The sequence below is a fragment of the Cellulophaga baltica genome (assembly GCF_018861125.1).
Classification (GTDB): domain Bacteria; phylum Bacteroidota; class Bacteroidia; order Flavobacteriales; family Flavobacteriaceae; genus Cellulophaga; species Cellulophaga baltica_A.
The window spans coordinates 42,617-66,446 of record NZ_JAHKQN010000035.1; the positions used below are offsets into that span (position 1 = coordinate 42,617).

The 23,830-nt window shown below is 33.2% G+C and carries 13 protein-coding genes; all 13 read right to left on the minus strand.

Going from position 1 to position 23,830, the window contains the following annotated elements; genetic code table 11:
* The 13 genes from KO500_RS16140 to KO500_RS16200 all read right to left on the minus strand — a co-directional run bounded on the left by KO500_RS16140 (nucleotide 1) and on the right by KO500_RS16200 (nucleotide 23,830).
* Complete coding sequence (locus KO500_RS16140; protein ID WP_215957593.1) at nucleotides 1-2,232, minus strand: GH92 family glycosyl hydrolase; 2,232 nt, start codon at nucleotides 2,230-2,232, stop codon at nucleotides 1-3.
* Nucleotides 2,233-2,237: 5 nt separating this feature from the next.
* Complete coding sequence (locus KO500_RS16145; RefSeq protein WP_215957594.1) at nucleotides 2,238-3,878, minus strand: hypothetical protein; 1,641 nt, start codon at nucleotides 3,876-3,878, stop codon at nucleotides 2,238-2,240.
* A 301-nt stretch (nucleotides 3,879-4,179) separates the two neighbouring features.
* Nucleotides 4,180-5,103 carry a family 43 glycosylhydrolase gene (locus KO500_RS16150; RefSeq protein ID WP_215957595.1) on the minus strand — a complete coding sequence of 308 codons (924 nt, stop codon included), beginning with the start codon at nucleotides 5,101-5,103 and terminating at the stop codon, nucleotides 4,180-4,182.
* A 19-nt stretch (nucleotides 5,104-5,122) separates the two neighbouring features.
* Entirely contained in the window at nucleotides 5,123-7,441 is a 2,319-nt protein-coding gene (locus KO500_RS16155) for a family 20 glycosylhydrolase (RefSeq protein WP_215957596.1), read from the minus strand.
* Between the two features lie 22 nt (nucleotides 7,442-7,463).
* Nucleotides 7,464-8,939, minus strand: a complete 1,476-nt coding sequence (locus KO500_RS16160) for a sulfatase-like hydrolase/transferase (protein WP_215957597.1) — start codon at nucleotides 8,937-8,939, stop codon at nucleotides 7,464-7,466.
* A gap of 62 nt (nucleotides 8,940-9,001) precedes the next feature.
* Nucleotides 9,002-11,467, minus strand: coding sequence for an alpha/beta hydrolase-fold protein (locus KO500_RS16165; RefSeq protein WP_215957598.1), 2,466 nt, complete (start codon nucleotides 11,465-11,467; stop codon nucleotides 9,002-9,004).
* Between the two features lie 8 nt (nucleotides 11,468-11,475).
* Nucleotides 11,476-13,125, minus strand: coding sequence for a glycoside hydrolase family 172 protein (locus tag KO500_RS16170; protein ID WP_215957599.1), 1,650 nt, complete (start codon nucleotides 13,123-13,125; stop codon nucleotides 11,476-11,478).
* 41 nt (nucleotides 13,126-13,166) lie between these two features.
* Nucleotides 13,167-15,518, minus strand: a complete 2,352-nt coding sequence (locus KO500_RS16175) for a GH92 family glycosyl hydrolase (protein ID WP_215957600.1) — start codon at nucleotides 15,516-15,518, stop codon at nucleotides 13,167-13,169.
* A 26-nt stretch (nucleotides 15,519-15,544) separates the two neighbouring features.
* Nucleotides 15,545-17,032, minus strand: a complete 1,488-nt coding sequence (locus KO500_RS16180; protein WP_215957601.1) for a sulfatase family protein — start codon at nucleotides 17,030-17,032, stop codon at nucleotides 15,545-15,547.
* Nucleotides 17,033-17,037: 5 nt separating this feature from the next.
* Nucleotides 17,038-18,891 (minus strand): beta-N-acetylhexosaminidase, encoded by a 1,854-nt coding sequence (locus tag KO500_RS16185; RefSeq protein WP_215957602.1) that lies wholly within the window; start codon nucleotides 18,889-18,891, stop codon nucleotides 17,038-17,040.
* Nucleotides 18,892-18,893: 2 nt separating this feature from the next.
* Complete coding sequence (locus KO500_RS16190) at nucleotides 18,894-19,682, minus strand: SGNH/GDSL hydrolase family protein (RefSeq protein WP_215957603.1); 789 nt, start codon at nucleotides 19,680-19,682, stop codon at nucleotides 18,894-18,896.
* A 12-nt stretch (nucleotides 19,683-19,694) separates the two neighbouring features.
* Nucleotides 19,695-21,131, minus strand: a complete 1,437-nt coding sequence (locus KO500_RS16195) for a glycoside hydrolase family 30 protein (RefSeq protein ID WP_215957604.1) — start codon at nucleotides 21,129-21,131, stop codon at nucleotides 19,695-19,697.
* A gap of 8 nt (nucleotides 21,132-21,139) precedes the next feature.
* Nucleotides 21,140-23,830: a glycoside hydrolase family 3 N-terminal domain-containing protein gene (locus KO500_RS16200; RefSeq protein ID WP_252732593.1), complete on the minus strand. Its 2,691-nt coding sequence runs from the start codon at nucleotides 23,828-23,830 to the stop codon at nucleotides 21,140-21,142.

The window sequence follows — 23,830 nt, forward strand, 5'->3', positions numbered from 1 at the left end:
TTAGTTTTTAAATAATTCTTTATTAGGTGTGTTGCCTAATACAAAATGTAATTCACCACCTTCAAGTATTTGTTGGTGTGTAATTGTATCTACATTATAAATTTCACCATTTAAAATAATACTCTGAATGTAAAAATTGTCTTTCGATTGGTTTTCTGTAGTTATTTTAAACAATTTTCCATCGCCTAACTCAACAGTTGCTTCACTAACATATGGTGATGTGATACTGTATACACCATCAGCAGGATTAATTGGATAAATACCTATTGATGATAGCACCAACCATGCAGACATTTGACCGCAATCTTCATTACCACAATAGCCATCTGGTTTAGTGGTGTATTGAGTGTTTATAATTTTACGAACCATTTCTTGGGTTTTCCATGGTTGCCCAATAGTGTTGTATAAATACGAAACATGATGACTAGGTTCATTACCATGTGCATATTGCCCAATCATACCTGTACTAAAAATAGGCAGTTTATCATCTTTAGCTGGGTAATATGTAAACATAGAATCTAGTTTTACCGTAAATTGTTCTTTACCTAAAGTCTCTACCAAACCATCAATATCATGTGGTACAAACCAGAAATACTGCCAACCGTTACTTTCACAAAACTCTTTCGTATAATTTTTCGCATTAAACGGACTGCTAAATACTCCTTTATCACTTTTTGGTCTAAAAAATGTAGATGATGTATCGTATAAATTTTTCCAGTTATTTGCTCTTTTTGAAAAAGTATTTGCAATTTCTGTTTCCCCTAAATCTTTAGCCAATGTAGCTATACACCAATCGTTATACGCATATTCTAAAGTTTTTGAAACTGACCAATTTTCATGATCGCCACCAGTTGGCACATAGCCCAATTCCATATACGTATCAATCTGTCTTCCTTTTTCAGTTGCAGATGCTACACAAGCTTCTAATGCTTTTTTAGCGTCTAAAGGAATGCCTTTAAAATAAGCATCAACCAACACAGGAACGGCGTGGTAACCAATCATCATATTCGTTTCATTCCCAGCTAAAGACCACACTGGCAACAAACCTGTTTCGTCATAATGTGATAAGAATGACTTCAACATATCTTCCGTTTCACTTGGCGCAATAAGTGTATATAATGGGTGTGTTGCTCTAAAAGTATCCCAAAGTGAAAATGTGTCGTATTTATTGTATCCTTCTGCAGTATGTACTTCACCATCTGCTCCTTTATAAGCACCATCTACATCACTAAGTAATGAAGGTGTTAAGAACACATGGTACATATTGGTATAAAACAATTCTTTTTGCGCCTTAGTACCTTCAATTTTTATTTTAGAAAGATAAGATTCCCAAGTATTTGATGCCTCTTCAACTGTTTTATTAAAATCCCAGTGAGATAGTTCTTTTTCTAAATTTATACGAGCACCTTCAGTACTTGCTGAAGACATGGCTACTTTTACTTGTATCTTGTCATTATCTTCAGTTTTATAATCAGCTACAATTCTAGTAAATTGTCCATTAACCGTTAACGCATCAATAACTTCCTTTTCGTTTTTATATAATGAAGCTTTATCAAAAGGTTTTGAGAACTTCATTACAAAATAAACGCGTTGATCGTTTGCCCATCCTTTAGATTTTCTGAAGCCAGAAATTGTTTGGTTATCTTCAATCGTGATTTCCGTTTCCATTGGTTTATCCCAATTTAAACTGTATCCTAAATCTAAAATAATTTTACTTTCTTCATCTTTAGGAAATGTATATTGATGAAAACCTACACGAGAAGTCGTAGTTAATTCTGCCTTGATACCTGAACTTAATAAATCTACTGTATAATAACCCGGACTAGCTTTTTCTTTATCATGTGAGAATTTAGAATAAGGTCTGTATCTACCCTCAGGAGTTAAACTCTCTGTAAACTTACTATTTAAAGGCATTACCAATAAATCGTACATATCACCCGCACCAGTACCTGATAGGTGTGTATGACTAAAACCCGCAATTGTAGAATCTGGATAAAAATACCCTGCAATTCTATCCCAACCTGGCAATCCGTTATCAGGACTTAGTTGCACCATACCAAAAGGGACTACTGCACCTGGATACGTATTTCCAGGACCATCAGTACCTGTAAATGTATTTACGTAGTTGGTTAGTTTTTCATTTGAAATCACTTTCTCTTGATGTTTTTTCTCCTCATTACAAGAAACAATACTCAAGAATACTAGTACCAGTAAATAGCTAAAATATTTCATTAATTCTATCTAAGTTTATTAACTTTTATATCTGCATTATTTGCAATATGTCTCTTATAATCTTGTGTGTACAACGTTGCAATTGTGCTATATTTTTCTGCTAATTTATTATAATCTGCCCAAGCTTTATCATATGCTTTGATCCACTTTTTAACATCTTTAGTGTTTCCATTATCATCAGCATATTTCATATAGACAAGTGTTCTATATATTTTGTATAGTTTTAAACCGTACTCTGCAGAACCAATCGCATGATTTTTAGTTTCCTCACTGTCCCAATCGATAGATTTAGCCAACTTAACTATTTGTTTCCATTTTGCAATAGACTCGTCTTTTTGAACTAAATTTCTCTTTTGTTCTAATTCACCTTTTACCACCATTGGCCAAGCAATACCTTGGTCTCTTGTCCACCATGGGTTCATATCTCTATATGTTGAATTTCTACCTCTAACTACTGCTTCAGCAGAAAGTAAACATAGTTTTCTAAATTTAGTAACATCGTCATCTTTTAAATGTAGGCGTTCAGTTGCATATCTATTAAAAATAAATTCTTCACTCTTATCTGTATTTTGACCCCACTGTGCCATAACCCATGAATTAAGATCACACCATAATTCATCTTTTATATACGGACCTTCCCATCCGCCTCCCCGAGACCATGTCCATACACCTGCATACAATTCTGGTTTTGTATCAACAAATTCTTGAATACTATTAATTTGTTCTTCCGGCATTCTTGCATGTTCTTCAAAACCATTAATAACACCATTAGCTATATAATTTGGGTATGCACCTTTACCTTCATATTCACGAGCAGATTGCACTTCAATAATTTGTTTATGACGCCCTTTACCAATTACTTTACTAAAATTATTAGCTCTATGAAAATCACCTTCACAATGTTTAATACTAATAATTAAATTTTTATGTGGTTCTACACCTTCACTTACCGCCAAATAATCGTCCATATTTGTATCAAAAGCACCCCAGGTACGGAAAATAAGTTGCTTATCTCTTTTTTCGCAAATCTCTTCTTTTAAAATATTTATTAAAGGAATTATTGTTTTCTCTGGGTTTGTTTTATCATCTATTGCCCCTTTGTGGTATGGTGCATCATGTAAATATGTTTCTCCTATACGAACTACCAATCCGTCTAGATCAGGAAATTGCTCAAACATTTCATTAATTTGAGCCCTGACTAATTTTTTAGTTAGTTCATCATTAGGGTTACCAAATGTATCTTCAATCTTGTATTTTTCGATTAAACGTTTTGGAAATAAAACCAAATCTGACATGGCGTAAATAGCCATATCTTCAGCTTTACAAGCCGCATGCATTTTTTTAATTTGCGCTGCTTTTTCATCTACCCATTTACGATCTTCCGTCCCTTTGGGTAAAATATCTTTATCTACAGACTCCCAATTAATAGCTAATGCTGGTGATTCAAAAAGAAAATAAACCTTGCCATTATAGCCCATTTCTTTTATCACCGCTGGGTCATTATATTTTGTTTTATATGGTGCTTCGCCTGGGTTGTGATGTACCATATCTAAGATTAATGGTTCAGAATTTTGAGCCAATAACCTTAACGCAAAAGCGAAAAAAAATGAAAAAAATAATAGTAATGAACGTTTTTTGGTTGTCATCCCCATAATAGTTGTAAAAGTTATAAGTATATAAACTTATGTTATCTTACGAATTTTGTATCATAATTTAGACCAATAACTTTTGCGCTTCGATAATCAACTACTAAATTTATGGAAATATAAAATCTTCTTTTTATTGCAACAGGACTTTGACTTTTTATAAAAGAATCTTTTTAAAGTGAGTTTTTAACCGAATAAAACTTCTTAAGCTAATTGAATTACAAGCAAATATTTGTTTACGAAAAGAATAAAAAACAAGTTTGCTCTATAGAACATAAAGCAAACTTGTTTTTCAATTATTTTATTTTTCTCCCAAAGTATATTTTATGGGTACAATTGTACCGTCTTTATTGAATGACATTTTATCAAAACAAGCTGATCTTTTATGAAAAGAACCTTCATTTACATCACCTCTGTGATAAAAGAAATACCATTCATCTTTAAATTCAATTGCTGACGTATGATTTGGAGCATTGGGTGCATTTGGGGCTAATTCGCCTTTTAACTCTGCGTATTGTGGCAGAGGATTATCAGCCATCCAATATTTAGTAACAGGACCAACTCTAGCGCTAAAATAGTAGATCTCATTTCTTTTGAAAATATGAACTGCTTCGCTTACTGTTTCTTCACTTAGCCTAATCCAAGGTCCATCAAGTTCTGTCATGTTATCTTTTAATTTTGCTCCCATAATGTGCGTTCCTTTTTCTCCAATATTTACTTTATGATCGTTTCCATAAATATAGGCTTGACCGTCATCATCAACAAAAACAGTAGGGTCAAATATTGTTGTTATTTTTTCAGTAACCGCTTCTTCCCAAGGACCAATTGGTGTTTTACTTTTTGACACCCCAATATGTGTTTTATCAAATGGAAAATAAAAATAATACCAACCACCTTTATAAGCTACATCAGGTGCATTCATTTGACCGTTTGCCCAACTATACTCTCTTGGTTTTAGAACTACTCCATGATTAATCCACGTATTTAAATCTGCAGATTCTAGAACAACATAATCTTTCATAGTTTTATATGAAACTGCATCTTCTACATCTCTAGAACAATACACATATACTGTATCATTAAAAACTTCTGCAGCAGGATCTGCAGCATAAACAAAGCCTTTATCTTCCTTATTCAAGATCGGATTTTGTGCATTTGAGTAAATTACAAAGAATAATGAAAAAATTATTGCTATGATCGAAGGCTTTACAAACATAGTTTTCATATTTTATTTATATCATAAATTAAAACTTAGTAACCGAGCTACTAATTGGTTGCAATTCTTCACCTTGCAATGCAAAAGAAACATCAATCATACGAGGATTTGTACTAGGCTTGTATTGAATTGTAATTGGGTGCCACCCTTTTTTTAGTGCTACTTTTCCATATTTCTTTTTAGGTCCGTGGTAACCGCCATTATCAACGATCAACTGATCTCCAATAAATAATAAGTTTCCTCCATCAGAGCGAGTTTCAAACTCATAGATACCATCTTTTTCAGCATTGAAATACCCTGAATATGATATTGAAAAGTTTTTCTCTTCTTTGAAATCACCTAACACAATACTATCAACCTTATTAAAATTAGCTGTAGTTGGGGTTTTCATATCTTCTACAGTTTTAAATTTCCCTTTTGAAACAAATCTTTTTAAGCCATTTTCTTTTGGTGTACTTTCTGAAGCTTTGATAAAATCTTTATGAATTACTTTAGCCTTTTTTAAATCATTGAACTTTTCACCACGGTAAGATCTTGCTTTAATTTCAAGCGTGTCGTTAATTACTTCTGGAGCACTTACTGAAAACGGAGCTTCATATTTAAGTGATTCTCTTGTTGGTGTACTTCCGTCAAGAGTATAATAAATTTCAACATCATCTAAAGGGTAAGCCAATTCTAAATTTACTAAAGTACTGTCTACACAAGCAATATCTCTTTCTAAACCTTTGACCGCTGGTATGTAATAATACACATCTAAAACATCTAATCGATCATATTGCTTTTCAACTCTTGCATTAAATGCTTCAAAATCTCTTTCTTGAGCAACCCATCCATTTTCAGAAACGGCTAACATTCTTGGGAATGCCTGGTATTGTAATCTTTTATAACTCGGAATCCATTCTGACCAAAGGTTTGCTTGTATACCTAAAACATTGCTAGCTTCAGCTTCTGTAAAATTCTCAGGAATTGGCTCGTAATTATAAATTTTCTCTAAAGTATTTCCTTCATTAAGATAATCAAAATAGTAAGCATCAGTAGGTGTAATTACTAAATCGTTTCCATTTTCTGCTGCTTTTTTAGGTGCTTCTGGTCTCCAACCTCTCCACCACATAATTGTAGCCTCTTTAGTTAAACCTCCTTCAACGATTTCATCCCAACCCATGAATTTCTTTCCTTTCGATTTTAAAAATTGCTCAATATCTCTATTGAAGAAAGATTGTAATTCATGCTCATCTTTAAGGTTATTTTCTTTAATTACTTTTTGACAAGATGGACAAACTTTCCACGAATCTACATTAACCTCATCACCACCAATATGTACATATTCAGAAGGGAATAACTCAACAACTTCACTTAACACATTTTTCATAAATTCATAAGTTGTATCTTTCCCTAAACAAGCAGGGTGTGTAAAAACAGTATCCCAACCTGATTGTCCGTTACATGATAAAAAAGGATAATTATCTATTGCTGCTTTGAAGTGACCAGGCATATCAATTTCAGGTATTACGGTAATACATCTATCATCAGCATAAGCTACAATTTCTTTTATTTGTTCTTGCGTAAAGAAACCACCGTACTTACGTTCACCATCAATCTCTTTAAATTTAGATTGGTCAATAGTGTACAATTCATTTTCTACAGCTCTTGTATTACAAATTGTGTCTTGATTATTTGGTATTCTCCAAGCTCCTTTTTCAGTTAAAAGCGGGTATTCTTTTATTTCAATTCTCCAACCTTGATCATCTGTCAAGTGCATGTGGTAAGTGTTCATTTTGTATAAAGCCATGTGATCTAAAAAGTCTTTCACTTCATCAATTTCAAAAAAGTGACGACTAAAATCCATATGCATACCACGCCATTCAAAACGAGGTTCATCTTCAATACTAACACTTGGTACATACCAATCTGCAGTAACCTTTTCTTTACTTTCAATAGCCACTGGCAATAATTGTCGTATGGTTTGAACAGCATTAAAAAAACCATTTTCTTCTGTAGCTGTTACCAATATTGAAGTTGGCGTAACTTCTAAAGTATAAGCACCATCTTTCAAGCCTTCTACATTTTCAAAAACAATAGCATTTTCTGTTTTTTCATTTTTTATTTGTAAATGATAACCAGCTGCAGTATTAAATAAACCTAAAAGATAGTTTACTGCTTTCTGCTGACTTTCGTCTTGCATTATCACTTTAGTATCAGATTCAATTTGAAAAGAACTTTCATTTAATTCAAAACTTACTGGTTTTGGCAATAATGAAATATCTTCTTGTTTAAAAGTTGGCTTAGGCTTTTCAGAGCATGAAGCTAAAAACAATGTGATTACTAATAAGGCTAAATAATTTTTCATTTTTTAAGGTGTTATTTTGGTGTTAGTCCGTTTTTGTACTTAATTTTAAAAATTGTTCTTCGGTTGCTAAGCCCATCATATTATTTTTACGATGTTTTAAGCGCTCTACTGCTTTATCTAAAAATTCAGGATTTACATCTGTTGGTAAACCTTTAGTTTTTTTGTATTTCGGGTTATCATCCAATTTTGGGAGTGCATCTACTTTAGTTTTAAAACCATTTACAACTTCTTGTAAATCAACATCCTTAATTAAATTATTAGTTTCATAGGGGTCACTCTCTAAATCATATAGGCGACTAATCTGCTGTAAGGTATCAACATAAACTTTGTATTTTTTATCACGCAATACCCGATCTCTAAATTGAATGGCATTTTCTAACCAACCTTCTTCATTAATATGCCCCGGTAAACCACCCATTGATAAAATAAAATCACGTCCAGTCTCTGTTTCTTTTTCAGTTAAAACCTTTGCAAATGAATGTCCATCAAGTTTAAAATCTGGCTCTTTTTCTGCACCTGCTAAATCTAAAAACGTTGGGAGCACATCTGTAAAGTCAACTAAAACATCTGTTTCAAAATGTTTATTATCTGGTGTTTTTACTATAAATGGTGAATTAATTCCATTTTCGGTAAGATAAGCTTTACCTCCCCTTATAAACTTTCCATTTCTTTTACCAATAATTGATGGTGAAGTACCATTATCAGTGGTTAACACTAAATATGTATTATCTGATAAGCCCGATTTTTCTAAGTTATCAAGAATTTCACCAATAATATAGTCAGTGTAACGTACCATCGCCAAATGCTTTTCATACTTTGTTTTAGCCTCTGGCTCAAGCGGTGTGTGTACAAATGGTGAATGCGTAAGTACCATTGGGTAGTATATACAGAATGGATTTTCTTTATTGGTATTCATAAAATCAATCACGAAATCTGAAAAAATATCCGGCCCAAATTTACCTTCATAAGTTTTAGTACCTTCTTCAGTTATAATATAAGGATCCCAATAACGCTTATCACTTTCAGGAACTCCTGATTCGTAACCTGTCCACATACAGAATTCATCAAAACCTGCTTTTTGCATTGCATTGGGTTCTATTCTAAAATCGTTTATTTGCCATTTACCTGCAATACAAGTTTTGTAACCTTCTTGGTGTAGTGCTTTTGCAAAACTTGGATTTTTAGCTGTGTCAAAGTTTGCTCCATGTCCCCAACGTGGTACATCATAATGGTTTACCCACCCATTATTGTATGGGTATTGACCTGTAATTAAAGCCACACGACTAGGTGTACACTGTGGCATTGAATACACATTATTAAATTTTATACTTGTCTTTACTAAAGCATCAATATTAGGTGTATTAACTTCTGTTGCACCATAACTAGGAAACCACTCTTTACCCAAATCATCAACCATTATAAAAATAAAATTGGGTTGTATTTTTTCTTTATTTATTACCGTTGTTGATTTTTCTTTACAAGAGAAAAAACTAAACATAAGTACTGTAAAGCTTAAACACTTTACGACACTTTTATTAAAAAGATTATTGTTTATTTTAGTTATTTTTTCCATTCTAAATCTCCATTTTCTAAACTCCAATCATTACCATAATATCCAACAGCCTCAATGCCTTTTATTCCACTTTTATAAATTGAAGTATTTAAAATCATCACGTCAGGAATATCAGTACCAGATCCAAAATATTTATTAGGTATTACAGTTTTAAACCCACTAATCCCTGTTCCTGTAACCACTGCTACCGATGCTACTTCACTATCTTTTCTTGGATACGTTAAGTAGACACCATAATTATCACCTTTTAAAATTTCACCTCCTACCTTAATTTCGTTTCGTTTTACTTGTACCGGACTATCTTTTAACAACAACTTCCATGCACTATTGGTTGAAGCATTCCCATAAATAATAACCGAACGTTCTTTATATTTTTTAAGTGAAAATTCTTTATCAGAAATGATATCTATAGAACCATTGCCACGATAATAAAAAGTTTCTGCATCAAAGCGTGCTTTATTAAAAGCCCATTTATTTTCAGTAACATTCCCTTTTGTTCCGTAAACAAAAAGCATATTATTTTTAAATGCTTCTTTAAAATTTCCGTAACGTTTTGGGTTTTTCTCAAAAGTATTTGTTGGTGCATTGGTTAAAATCCATTTCTCGTTTACTTTTTCAAACCAAGCTTCTTTTCCTTTTTTAGCTGATAAATTTTCAAATTCTGAATCATCAATCGTAATATTTAAAGTATCAGATGTTTTTGTATGTTTTAAATCGACCTTAAACTTTCTTAGATTTTCTGTTTCAATAGAAATATTCCGAGTTTTTAAAAACTCATTTTTCTTAATTTGTTTTTCTGTACGTATATTTTGAGTTGCTTTAACTCCTGAAAATTCAAATAATTTTTCTTGCTGATAAAGCGTTACATAACGACTTTCAGAAGAAATTCCTGGATTTGCTGTTCTAAACTCAAATGTTTTTACAACATCATTTTCAGGAATAGTATGCCATTTGAAATAATCGAAAATGGTATGAAAATCAATACCAAACCAGTGTTTCTTATCTTCATATTCTAAATATGCGAAATCAGGATGAAACCCTGCCAAATGCTTTCGCATAAAACGAGCTTGCTCTACAGGTACAGTTTCATCAGCATCACCATGTTGAATATAAACCCCGTGATGCAAATAATTTCTCGATAATTCTAAAGTGTGACTGGCATGGTTAGAACGTGTAAACATATGATCTACAGCCAATTCATTTTCTTCCTTCTCTTTTCCTGCATACGAAAACAATGAATACCAACCCGAAATAGGTGCAATAGCCGCCCATTTGTTAGGAAATGTTGCCCCTAAATGCCAAGTTCCATGACCACCCATAGAATGCCCTGTTAAATATGTACGTTTTGGATCTGTACCATACTTATCTTCTGCAATTTTTTGAACTTCCATAGCATCCCAACGGCCCCAGTCTTCCCAATTAAAACCATAATCTCTTCGGTTTGTCGGTGCTATTACATGGCCCCAATCTTTAGCTTTATAAGAAGCAGCTTGGTTTCTTGCTTCTACACTCGCGCCATGAACCGATAAAAACATTGCTGGTTTTTCATCCGTTTTTAAATCGCCCTCTTTAACTGAATAATACTGTACACTTCCATCTATCTTAGAAATAAATGTTCTTGAATATCTGTCTGTAGGAGTCTTTACATGATATAGAATTGAAGCTTCATCAAGAAGCTCATTTCCATTAAATAATTGAACTTTTACTCGAACTGTATCTTTCTTAGAAAATGAATCTTGAACATTATATGCCACTTTTCGCATTGCTAGTGGAACAATACTCGGTACTTTGGTTTCTATTTTTTTACCGTTTGAAACAGTTACTAATTTTAGATTTTTTAAATTACTTTTAGTAGCATTCAATAATCTTATTGAACCAATTTTTGTATCGCTTTCTGTAGTTAAAAAATCAGGAATAGTCATATCTCTTTTTAATAAAGAAATAGGCTTTACAACAGGTAATAATTGCATGTTTACCTGTCCACGACCTCCTTTTACCAAAAATGTATTTTCACCTTTTTTTAATTCTATAGGATGGAATGTCAAATGTTTGTTGTAAACATCACCTCCGCGAGGAACACCATTTACATAGACTTCATTATGTCCTGAAATTTCTAAAATTCGAAGCTCTTCAACTGGTGAATTATAGGTTACATATAAATAACCTCCTCTAAGTTTTCTGCTTTTAAAAACACCTTTTTCATCTGCTTCAACTTTTTCCCATTTTTCATCTTCACCATCTCTACCTACTCCAATAACATCATTTTCTATGGGCTTGTAATTATCATCAGAAATAAAACTATAAAAAACTGGATCTGTATAAATAATAGTTCGTCTAGCTTGGTTTGTAGACCCGACCATTAATCCCTTTGTTAAAGGAATAGTATCTTGAGCCATTAAAATTACTGTTGAAAATAATGCTATTAATAAGGTTGAGAGACTTTTGGTTGTCATACGACTGCTTAGTTAATTAATTTTTTTTCTGTATTTATAAGTTGTTTTACAGTTTCCGGATTTGGTGTTCTGTTTGATGTTGTTTTGGCATCTCCATACCAATACACGCCTACACTATACTCCATATCGCATTTAGTCCAGCTCCAAATTTCCATATCAAGTTGAAGTGAGGTGCCAAAAGGCATGACATCTAAAGCGCGAGTTCTTGTTTCTGTACTATATTTTTGGGTATTTCTATCTCCAAACTCTGCTTCCGTTTTTCTATTATTTTTGTTATATTTATTAGAATTGGGTTGTGCATGGAATGGATGCTCATAAAAATCGTTACTCACCCCGCCCCAAGAATAGCCATAATAGTCTTCTGTTCCAGTTCCAAAAATTGAAGGAAAATCTTCTCCATCTACCCAAATTTTTTCATCGCCTTCACCCCACCATTTTTTAACAGGATTCCATATCGTTAAAGCATCACCAACATATACACCTCGTCCTTTTAGTGTTACATAATTCCAGTCAGAGAATGGTCTTGTAGAAACGGGATATTCTCCTCTCCAAGCCGCATTGAAATACATGCTGTTTTCATCCCAAGTATAATCGCCAACTTCAGCTTCTAAATTGATCTCTATAGGATTATCTCCAAGATTAATAACAGAGATTTTTCCTATTTTTTGATATGGCATTACCCATCTGCTAGACATTGTTCCATCATTCTCAACAGTTCTGTACCAACCTTGAAAAGGATTTAAACCTATACCACTACCAAAAAAATCGCCAATAGGACTCCAAACCGTTTCTTTCCCATCGAACTCCATTTTTAAAACTACAGATCGTGTAACCGTTGAATCTTTATAATTTCCAAGTTTTAATGACAATCCTTGAACAGCTTTTGTTCCTGAAGCCAATTCAATAGATTTTTCTTCACCTGCGTTTAAAGATTCTGATAATGCAAATCGCTTACCTTCTGTTATCTTTTCCGGAGTTAATAAGGCTTCACCAACTTCTTTAATTAACGCATTTTCCTGTTTAAAATCTTCTAAAGTAAACGTTTTTATTTTTGTACCTTCATCATATTCACGATATGTAAATTGATAGAAAAATGGTTTTTCGGTTACTGTAATCTTACAATTTTTAGCATAAGGAATAGGAAAAAAAGATACCGCCGATCGTAACGATTTATGTGCAAAGGGAAACGGAAACAAACCAGTTCCGTTTAAAAGTCCCAACATATTTCCTTGCAACGTTGGTTCTGTTGCTCCATCTAAATATATTTTAATTATACTAGTTGTATTTGGTTTTTTTGCATTTAAAAAAGGCATCCAAGTACGTACTATAGCTCCAGCACCTTGATGATCCATTAATACCCATTCTTTTTGTCCATTAATTTCTTCGGTTCGAATAAAATTTTGGTCTTCTTCTTTATTTTTTCTGTTAAAATCCTGATTTACAAACCAACCTACTGTATCATTTGGGGTTTTTGAAGCTCTGCTGTAACTACTTTCTTGTTTTAAGCGAAAGTTTTGTTTTGGAAATCTCGAAATTGCATCACGATCTACCATTTCATCTAATAAAGAGGTCATAGTTACAATTGTTTCTTTTTTTTCTGATTGCGTACAAGAAATTAAAAACAAACTCAACAAAAATATTAGAGTTATTTTTTTCATATTTAATTTATTTTAATACTGTTATAAGTTGATACCTTTTCTTAAATTTTAGGAGTAACTCCCATTTCAAATTCCAAAACACCACCTTGTGTAATTTCTTTGTGCGTAATCCAATACCTATCTAAAGTTTTACCATTTAGTTTCATGGATTGAATATAAATATTCTCTTTAGAATTGTTTTTTGCTATAATTCTGAAGGTTTTTCCTGAGTAGTAATTGTTGTCTAATTTTATTTCAACCTCATTAAATACTGGACTCGTAATTTGATATTTATTATCTCCAGGATTTATAGGGTGAATTCCAATTGATGCTAATACATACCAAGCAGACATTTGCCCGACATCTTCATTACCACACAAACCATAGGCATCAGTTCCGTAAGCATCACTACAAATAGTACGTGTATATTTTTGAGTTAAATGCGGCACACCTGCTTCATTTAACATAAAAGGTACGTGGTGTACAGGCTCATTCGGGTGGTTGTAATAATTGTTCCAAAGAAAATCTTCAGGCGTCTTATCAAAGAAAGAAATTAATTCATTTTTAAAAGCTTCCTCACCACCCATTAATTCTTTTAAACCATCAATATCATGTGGAACAAACCAACCCTGTTGATACGGATTACTTTCAATACACCCTTGACCATGTACTGTTTTCCCTTTCCATTCTAACCAAGTACCAGTACTATCTTTAGCTCTAAACCACTGTACTTCGTCGTTCCAGATATTCTTATAATTTTTACTTTTCTTAAAATACTGAGTTGCAATTGTATTCTTGCCTAAAGACTTAGCCATGGTAGCCAAAGCCCAATCTGAATACGCATATTCTAAAGTTTTTGAAATATGCTTATGTGAATACCCTAACTCACCATTGCCTGTATTATTTACAGTATTTAAAGAATATTGAAATGCCTTTTCAACATCATAATTACGAATTCCTTTTTGGTACGCATCATTAATAACTGATACCGCGGGATTACCTAACATAACACCCGAGTACGAGTTTAACATTTCCCATCGTGGCAAATACTCTCTACCACTCAATTCGGCCATTTGTAACAATGAATTTATTTCATCGTTCACCAACTCTGGATTTATTATTGTTTGTAAAGGAAATTGGGATCTAAAAACATCCCAACCACTAAAAATAGTGCGATACGTAAAATCATCTGTTTGATGTATTTTTTTATCAGCTCCAACGTAATTTCCATTTACATCAGAAAATGCGCGGGGATCTATTAACGTGTGATATAATGAGGTGTAAAAAATAGTTTTTTCATCATCTGTACCGCCCTCAACAGTTATATTTTCAATGGCTTTGCTCCAGCTATCACGAGCTTCTTGTCTTGTTTGGTCAAAATCCCAATGGTCAATATCATGCTCTAAATTCTCTTTAGCACCTGCAACACTAACAAATGAAATTCCACTTTTCAATAAAACTTCTTCACCTTCTTTAGTGTCAAAATTTGTGTAAAATCCTAGATGCTTACCTTGCATTTCAGTTTTGTCAGTAAATATTTCTGCATTTTTAACAGCATCTTGATAATTATCCCTTCTGATATAACGCATTTTTCTTGGCACATCAGGAATATTGGCTTTCCAAATTCCGTAATCTTTTAATGGCTTGCTAAACTGACAGTAGAAATACACCACATAATCAGCATTACCAGCTCCAGCACCCCAACCACCACCTTCAGGCGGGCATTTCATCCAACCTTCAATAGTGTTTTCATTAACGATTTTTATATACTGTTCGGTTGATGTACCACCTACTCTACGTGATAAATCAATTTGAATACGAGCTCTATCACTTTCAGGGTAGGTAAACTTGATAATTCCAGCTCTTGGTGCTGAAGTTAATTCTGTTTTAACATTATAATCATCTAAAGTTACTGCATAGTACCCTGCCTCAGTAGTTTCTGTATCATGAGAAAAACGAGAACGGTAACCACTTTCTGGATCCTCAGGAACGCCTCTATTGGTTTGTAGCTTACCAACGGTTGGTGTAACTAAAAAGTTACCCAAATCACCAAACCAACCAATACCACTCATATGCGTAAAACTGAACCCTTCTAAAGTTGGGTGTGCATAAGAATAACCAGGTCCATTATCACCACCTGTAAAAGTATCAGGACTTAATTGTACCAAACCAAAAGGTGTTGCTGACCCTGGAAATGTTTTTCCGAAACCGTGGGCATCTTTTGATTTTTTACCATAGGTAATTGCACCAATAATAGGGTCAATATAATCTACAGGTTGTTTTCCCTCTTTTACAGCAACTACTGTCTCTGCAACATCTTCAGTATTTTTCTTTGAAGATGAACACGAAACAGCAACTAATACACTTAGTAGTAAGCAATAATAAACTGGTAATTTTATTTTTTCAATTCTCATATTTTACGCTGTAATCTTAAATAATCTTAATGTGCTCCTGCTTTTTTAGTAAGTCCTTTTTTAAACATATCTACAGTAACATCATTTTCTTGTAATTCACCTGAAGTTGTTCTCCCATTTTCAACAATCTGCTTTAATTGTTCTGTCATTTTTTTGACTAGCTTAGGGTGTTTGTTATACACATTTGTAGTTTCTTCAACATCTTTTTTCATGTTGTACAACTGTATATCAGGGTAATTTTCTTTTATAGCTTTATTATCCGTTGGTTGACTCCAGCCTCCAGAACCAGGTGTTAATTCTAATTTCCATTTTTTATTACGGATAGAAAACTTACCATTTATAGAGTGATGAACTACTAAATTATAGTCTGTTTTTGCTTTCTTATTTTCTAACATAGGCAGAATACTATACGAATCTACACCTTCTGAATCTCCTAAATCTAAACCTGTAATTGCTGCACTTGTAGCCATTAAACTTGTTTGACAAATAAGCTTGTCATTTTTAGAACCTGCTTCAATTTTTCCTGGCCACCTTACAATAAAAGGTATGCGGTGTCCGCCTTCCCAAATATCAGATTTATAACCTCTAAAATCTGCACTTGGGTAGTGACCAAATTCTTTTTCTAACTTACCCGCTTTTGCTACAGGTGCTGAGCAACCGTTATCACTAGTAAAGAAAACTAAAGTATTATCTGCTATTCCATTTTTCTCTAAAGCCTCAAGTACACGACCTACCACATCATCTGTTTCCATTACAAAATCAGCATAAGCTCCCATGCCACTTTTTCCTTGCCAAGCTTTTGAAGGTACAACTGGACTGTGTGGAGAGTTTAATGCTAAATACATAAAAAATGGTTCTTCAGTTTTTGATGCTTTAGTTATATAATCTTCAGCATGATCTCCTAAAAATTGAAGCATTTTAATTGGTTCCATTTTATCAACTACCTTGTCATCTTTTATAACAGTTTTCATTACACGCGAGTGGTGAAAACCTATATAAGAATCAAACCCACGCGAAACAGGTCCGTTTGGTACCGTTGAACCAATTGCAGGTCCTACTACTTTTTTTCCGTCGTATACCTGAACAGGTTTTCCTTCATCATCAACAAACTTAAAACCTAAGTGCCATTTACCAATTGCAGCTGTTTTATAGCCTGCTTTTTTAAGCATTTTTGGCACTGTCATTTGATCTTTATCAATTAGTGGTTCTAGTTCATCGCCACTTGCTAAAACTCCCTGTTGTAATCTTGAACGCCATGAATAACGACCCGTTAAAATTGCATAACGTGATGGCGTACATACTGCTGAAGCTGAATGTGCATCAGTAAACGTCATTGATTCTTTCGCAAAAGCATCAATTTTTGGAGTTAATATCTTCCCTTTCTCAGGGTTTAAAGCTTGTACATCTCCATAACCTAGATCATCACAAATGATATAAAGTATATTCGGTTTCTGTTGTGCTGTTACTGAACTCGCAACCAACATTAGTAATACTACTATTTTTGAAATTTTCATGCTCATCATTTTAATCTTACTTCCGTTATCTCTCCTAATAATTCTCCTTCTTTATTAAACAAACCCGCTTTTAAAAGTGATTTTGGTTTCACTCTAAAATCGCCGGTATATTTGTTTGCTTCAACTGTTGGGTCTTCACCATCAGTAGTATAATAAATATCATAACCTACTGCTTCTGTTTCTAAATACACAATAGCTTTATCGTGTAATTGATCAATACCAAAAGCAGGATATACCGTAAATAAACTTTGTGCAACGTTTACATTTTCATTTTTCAACCTTTCAAAATGTGATGTTTCTAATGCATGCTGAAAACGCTCCCAGTTTTTTACTTTTGGGTTGCTCCATGATACTTCAGCGCTAGCTAATGTTCTTGGATATAACATATATTCAAAATGCTCTTCAGTCGGAGTAAATTCACCCCATAAAGATGCTTGATTACCTAAAACTCTACTAGCCTCTTCAGCTGTTAATTCTGCTGGTACAGGCTCATGGTTATAAACTACTGAAAGTGGCAATACTGAATTTGGTCCTTCTGGCTCCATAATTGTTGGTCCTTGCACTCTACTTATGTAAGAATGTAAATAAGAAGTCATAATTGTTGGGTATCCTTTTTTTGGTGCTTGTAACTCAGGAGTGTATTTGCCTCTACGCCATGCCATAATAGTAGCTCCAGGAACACCATTACCGCTTAATACTTCATCCCAACCAATCATAGTTTTCTTTTGTTTTTTTACAATTTTATGAATGCGTTGTATAAAATAACTCTGAAGTTCTTCATAGTCTTCCAAATCATTATCTTTCATTAGTTGCGCACACATTGCGCTCTTTTTCCAATCTGATTTGTTACACTCATCACCACCAATGTGTATATATTTAGAGGGAAACAAATCTGCAATTTCTTCAATTACACCTTCTAAAAACTCATAAGTAAATTCACTCGCAGGACAAATAGTATTGTTTGGTGCTTTACCTCCAACAGCTACTTCAAAATTTACATTAGAAGTATCAATGTCAGAACAGAATAACTCTGGGTATGAAACTACCAAAGCTTTACTATGACCAGGAACATCAATCTCTGGAATAATTTCTACATTTCTAGTTTTAGCGTATGCAATAATTTCTTTGATATCTTCTTGTGTATAAAAACCACCAACCGTTTTAGGTTCTTCAGCTGTTGCTGCTTCCCTACTCCACCAAGCTATTCCGTCTCTTTCTGCTCTCCAAGCACCTTTCTTAGTTAGATTAGGGTATTTTTTAATTTCAATTCTCCAACCTTGATCATCAGTTAAGTGTAAATGAAAAATATTTATTTTATAGGCGGATAGTACTTCAATCTGTTTTTTTACGAATTCTTTAGTTTGAAAGTGACGTGACACATCAAACAAAACTCCTCTCCAATGAAACCTTGGATTATCAGTTATTATCATACAAGGTATTGCTGTCGCTCCTCTTACACCTAAAGGAATAGCTTGTCTTAAAGTTTGAAAACCATTGAACATACCTGCGTAATCTTTCGCTTTTATAACAACTTTGTCTGGCGTAATTTCTAACTTATAACCTTCAGCATCTATCGAGGGATCTTTTACCTTCTCAAAAAGTATATAATTTGAATTAACTTTTGCTTTACCTTTATTTATAAATAAACTTAAGCCCGTATCTTTTGTTAATTCTGAAGCAACTATAGGCTCTAAAACTGAATTATATTTTGATGCAATATATACCTGAGTACCACTATTCAAATTAAAACCACCTGTATTAAAAACAACAGATTCTGGTTGAGGAATAAATGTATTCTCTTGTGCTTTTACAACAATTGAGAAAAATAAAATTGATATAAAAAATAATAGTTTATTCATAATTATAAATTTTCAGCAATTAGTTTTGCTACATGCTTGCCTTGTTCTTTTTTCCCTAATTCGTTATAATGTACATTGTGAGGTTTTATGTACCACTCTTTTTCGTGTGGTTTTGTAAATGCATACAAATCATTAACTTGTATTGATGGGTAGTTTTCTAAAACTTGTAATGCTGCTTTATTATATTTTACACTATCACCAGTAACTCTACCATCTGCTCCTTCTGCAGGAACAGCCGTAGTAGTTGCAAAAATTAATTTTGCCTTAGGATATTCCTTCTTTAAATATTTACAAATCTTATCAAGATTTTCTTTATATTTTTCAGTGCTACTTACTTGCTTTCCATTTTCAATATCAAGCTTACCACTTTTCATATACTTTAAATCATGTAAACCAACATTAAAATGAATTACATCCCAATCAAAATCCCAACCACCTTTTAAATATGGTTGAAACATAGTTGTTTTCATCTTCTCTACAAAAGGAATAAACTTATTACTTGATTGTCCGTTTTTGTGGAATCGAAATACATTAGCTTTTTCTTCTAATTCTTCTCTAACTGTTGTTGTATACCCAATTGAAATAGAATCTCCGTAAATAAAAACATTAGGTAATTTCTTGTTAGGATCTACATACTTAAAAGCAACGCCTTTATTAGCAAGTTTTTTCCATGCTTCACGAGATATTTCTTCATCATAACTGCTTCCAAAAATATTTATCGAAGCACATGATGATGCACTTATTACAATACCAGATGCTCCTAAATATTTTACAAAATTTCTTCTATTCATCTTTATGATATTTTATAAGCTAACTGTAAAAGTGTTGAATGATTTAGCGTCAAGCAAAGCATTTATTTCTTTATCGTTAATCTTAAAGTTTAACTCACGGTTTTGATCTTCGTTATTGTAAGTTAACACTACAACTTTATTTTCAGCTTCATTATAAAATACAATTGTATCATCATCACCACCAGTTGCTGCTAATTTTACTGATCCTGGTGCTACGTAAGCACTTAAATGTTTCATTAAATAAAACTCCGGATTGTAAGTAATTGCTTTTGTTTTACTATCGATAGAAATCATAGAATTTTGTTTCCAACCCCATTGACTTTTACCTGTTTCATCTAAAACCATATTCCAGTACATGTATGAATTTGCACCATTTTTAAAATAATGTTTCATTAAATCAAAGGTATGTTCTGCAGCTTTCCAATCATTAGAGCCATCACCACATTCTGTTTCTGTCTGCATTAGTTCCATTTCTGGATATTTTGCATGAACACCCTCAATAGCACCTTTACCTGCCCATTGAAAACCAACACCAGTAACGTAATTTTTCGTGTTTTTATATTCTAATACATTTTCAACTCTTTCAATTTGTGGACGTTCAACAGTACCTAACCAAATTTCAGTATCTAAACCATCAGTTTTAAATTTAGGGCCTAAATAATCTGCAATAAAAATTCCTAAATCTTGAGGTTTCCAAACACATGATGGAAAGTTTTGTGCCGAATTATATTCGTTTTGAACATGTACCGCTCCTATTTCAATACCCTCTGCTGCATATGCTTGTACAAACTTTGAAAAGTATAATGCATAAGATTCGAAATATTCTGGCTCTGTAATAAAACGAGAAACCAATTCTTCCGTATTGCTCAACTCTAAAGGCAAATCATTAAATTCTGGATTTGCTTTACACGCATAATGCTTGCTATGTTTCATCCAAGATGGTGGACACCAGGGTGAAGCCCAAACAGCAATATCTGGGTTTATTTTTTGTGCTTCTTTAATATATGGAATTAAACGTTTTTTATCACGATCAATAGAAAAGTTTTCCATTGCAAAATCACCATCCGTTTCATTAAAACTATACCAGTCTACCGCATAGTCATTAGCACCAATTGGCATTCTAAAAAGATTGAACTTACAACCTGTTTCTTGACTTACTAAATCATTTAATATTTGTTGTTTTTCTTCAGGAGTAACCATTCCTAAAGCATCCCAACCTAATTCATTAAAACAACCACCAAAACCAGTAATTTCTTGCTCTTGATTTTCAGTGTTGACAGTAATAGCAATATCAGAAGTTATTTCTCCTTCTCTTTCTATATATTTCTTATCATTCCAAACATTATCTTCTGTACTACTAACCCATGAAACAGCTAGAGCTTTTTCCTCTTCTTTACAGGCTGTAAAAACAACAACTATAATTAACAGTAAACTTTTTAAAATTTTCATATACTTTTTTATTTTACAGTTAAAATTTCTCTTAAACGAATATCTTTTGATGAAGCACCTATCATTATTCTAAAATCACCTGCTTCTACTAATCTTTTTAAATCTTTATCTAACATTGAAAGCTCATTCGGACCTAATTCAAAAGTCACTTTTTGAGACTCTCCTGCCTTTAAGTAAATACGTGTAAAACCTTTTAATTCTTTTATTGGTCTTGACACTGATGCTAACTCATCACGGATATACATTTGTACTACCTCATCACCCGCAACTGCACCATTATTTTTAACAGTACAAGTCACTTTAATTTTTTCAGTTGGTGCAATATTATTTTTACTAAATTCTAAATCTGAATATTCAAAATTTGTATAGCTTAAACCGTAACCAAATGGGAATAATGGTTGACCAGTTAAGTTATGATAGTTATCACCTCTACCTGTCGGTTTATTGTTATAGTATAAGGGACATTGCGCTTCATCGACTGGAAAAGTTATAGGTAAACGCCCTGCTGGGTTTTCATCCCCAAAAAGAATATCTGCAAAACCATTTCCTCCATTTTCACCAGCATACCAAGCCATAATAATACCATCAACATCATTAATCCAGTTTGCCATAGTAATAGCACTACCACCAACTAAAACTACAACCGTAGGCTTTCCTGTTTTAGCAACTGCTTTTATCAGTTCTTCTTGGTGACCTGGTAATGCTAATAAGGCACGATCTCTGAATTCACCTTCGTGAATACCTGCAAAAACTACAGCTACATCACTTTTTTTAGCTACAGCTACAGCATCTTCGATTTCTTTTTTCCATTCATCTTGAATATCAGCATCCCAAACTAATTTAAATTTTGCATTTCCTGCAGATTCATAAAATTCAATGTTCACATCATACTCTTTTCCTTTTTCAAAAGAAAACTCTTTTAATGTAGTGTTGTATGATTGCTTTTGCCAATTATCAATAAGTAATTTACCATCTAAATACATACGGTAACCATCATTACCTTCAATACCAATATTAAAAACACCTGTTTTAGTTGCTTTAATTTTACCTGTCCAACGAACAGAAAACCAATCGTATGGTAAATCTTCATGTGGAGAAAAAAGCGTCCATCCAAAGCTTACTTTTTTATCAATACGTTCTACTTTTGGTTTTCCACTTAATTTAATATTATCAAAATAATCACCTTTTAATCCCTCTACGTTTTTACCTTCACTCATCGTAGATAAATTAACAGACGCAATGGGTTTATATTTTACTTCAGTTAATGCAACACCTTCTGCATATTCAATATTTTCTTTTCCAATTTTACTAGCAACACCATCGTACATAGAAACTAAATCATTACCTGGTCCGCTATAACCTCCTAATCTTACCGTTTTTACATCGTGACCAATAAGTGCTACTTTTTGAGACGATTTATTAACTGGTAATGTTTGGTTCTCATTTTTTAATAACACCATTGATTTTGAAGCCGCTTTTTTAGCCAATTCACGGTGTGTTTTATGACCATTCCAAATTTTTGCTTGTTTCGCATTAACATAAGGATCTTCAAATAAACCTAATTCAAATTTTGCTCTTAAAACTCTACTTACTGCTTCATCAATGGCTTTAATGTCAACCATCCCTTTTTCATATGCTTCCCAAAACAAAGGAAAGTGATTGTAATTGGTTTGAAACATAACATCTAAACCTGCTTCAACAGCATCTTCTGTAGCTTCAGCATAATTAGCCGCTGTAAAGTGTAATACATTTGCTCCACCAGTAGCACCTGCGTCGGAAATTACAAAGCCATTAAAACCCCACTCATCTTTAAGTTTATCACGTAACAACCATTCATTTGATGTACAAGGTGTACCGTCTAATGAGTTATAAGATGTCATTACTGAACGTGCACCTGCTTCTTTAAAAACAGCTTTAAATGCTGGGAAATAAATTTCTTCTAACAAACGCTCATTAAAACTAATTGGGTAACTATCACGACCACCTGCACCAACATTGGCTACAAAGTGTTTTGGTGTTGTAATCACCCCTGCATTTTCAAACTGACTAATAAATGCAACTCCCATTTGTGTTGTTAAGTATGGATCTTCACCATACGTTTCTTCTACACGCCCCCAACGTACATCGCGAGCTATGTTTAATACTGGAGATAGTATTTGACGAATACCTCTTGTTTTTGTCTCTTTAGTAATTGCGCTTGCAACATCACCGACTAAATCAGTATCCCAAGTTGATGCTAATGCAATTGCTTGAGGAAAAGTTGTTGCACCACCACGAGCTAAACCGTGTAATGCTTCGTTAAAAGGAATAATTGGTATACCCAAACGCGTTTCTTCTAAAAAGTATTTTTGAAGATCGTTAATCTCATTGGCCATGCTTTCTGCAGTACCTGCAGTTCCGTAATCCATGATTTGTTCGGCAGCATTATCATTTTTACCTTTTGATGAAATTTGAAAACCGAAAATACCATGTTTTAATTTATCTTTCCCAATACTCAAATCACCCGGAATCATAAACATTTGCCAGAACTTTTCTTCTAGAGTCATTCTACTTAACAAATCGCTTACGCGTTCTTCAACAGAGAGCTTTGGATTTTTATATGGCGGATCTTTTTTAGTAGTAAAGGCTAGTGAAATTGCGATAATTCCACCCAAAACTACAGAAGTTAAAATCTGTTTTATTTTCATTTTCTTTTTCAT

What these genes read in the sequence shown, in the direction of transcription:
- KO500_RS16140 (WP_215957593.1), bottom strand. Translation starts at nt 2,232, where the DNA reads ATGAAATATTTTAGCTATTTACTGGTACTAGTATTCTTGAGTATTGTT.
- KO500_RS16145 (WP_215957594.1), bottom strand. Translation starts at nt 3,878, where the DNA reads ATGACAACCAAAAAACGTTCATTACTATTATTTTTTTCATTTTTTTTC.
- KO500_RS16150 (WP_215957595.1), bottom strand. Translation starts at nt 5,103, where the DNA reads ATGAAAACTATGTTTGTAAAGCCTTCGATCATAGCAATAATTTTTTCA.
- KO500_RS16155 (WP_215957596.1), bottom strand. Translation starts at nt 7,441, where the DNA reads ATGAAAAATTATTTAGCCTTATTAGTAATCACATTGTTTTTAGCTTCA.
- KO500_RS16160 (WP_215957597.1), bottom strand. Translation starts at nt 8,939, where the DNA reads ATGTTTAGTTTTTTCTCTTGTAAAGAAAAATCAACAACGGTAATAAAT.
- KO500_RS16165 (WP_215957598.1), bottom strand. Translation starts at nt 11,467, where the DNA reads ATGACAACCAAAAGTCTCTCAACCTTATTAATAGCATTATTTTCAACA.
- KO500_RS16170 (WP_215957599.1), bottom strand. Translation starts at nt 13,125, where the DNA reads ATGAAAAAAATAACTCTAATATTTTTGTTGAGTTTGTTTTTAATTTCT.
- KO500_RS16175 (WP_215957600.1), bottom strand. Translation starts at nt 15,518, where the DNA reads ATGAGAATTGAAAAAATAAAATTACCAGTTTATTATTGCTTACTACTA.
- KO500_RS16180 (WP_215957601.1), bottom strand. Translation starts at nt 17,032, where the DNA reads ATGAAAATTTCAAAAATAGTAGTATTACTAATGTTGGTTGCGAGTTCA.
- KO500_RS16185 (WP_215957602.1), bottom strand. Translation starts at nt 18,891, where the DNA reads ATGAATAAACTATTATTTTTTATATCAATTTTATTTTTCTCAATTGTT.
- KO500_RS16190 (WP_215957603.1), bottom strand. Translation starts at nt 19,682, where the DNA reads ATGAATAGAAGAAATTTTGTAAAATATTTAGGAGCATCTGGTATTGTA.
- KO500_RS16195 (WP_215957604.1), bottom strand. Translation starts at nt 21,131, where the DNA reads ATGAAAATTTTAAAAAGTTTACTGTTAATTATAGTTGTTGTTTTTACA.
- KO500_RS16200 (WP_252732593.1), bottom strand. Translation starts at nt 23,830, where the DNA reads ATGAAAAAGAAAATGAAAATAAAACAGATTTTAACTTCTGTAGTTTTG.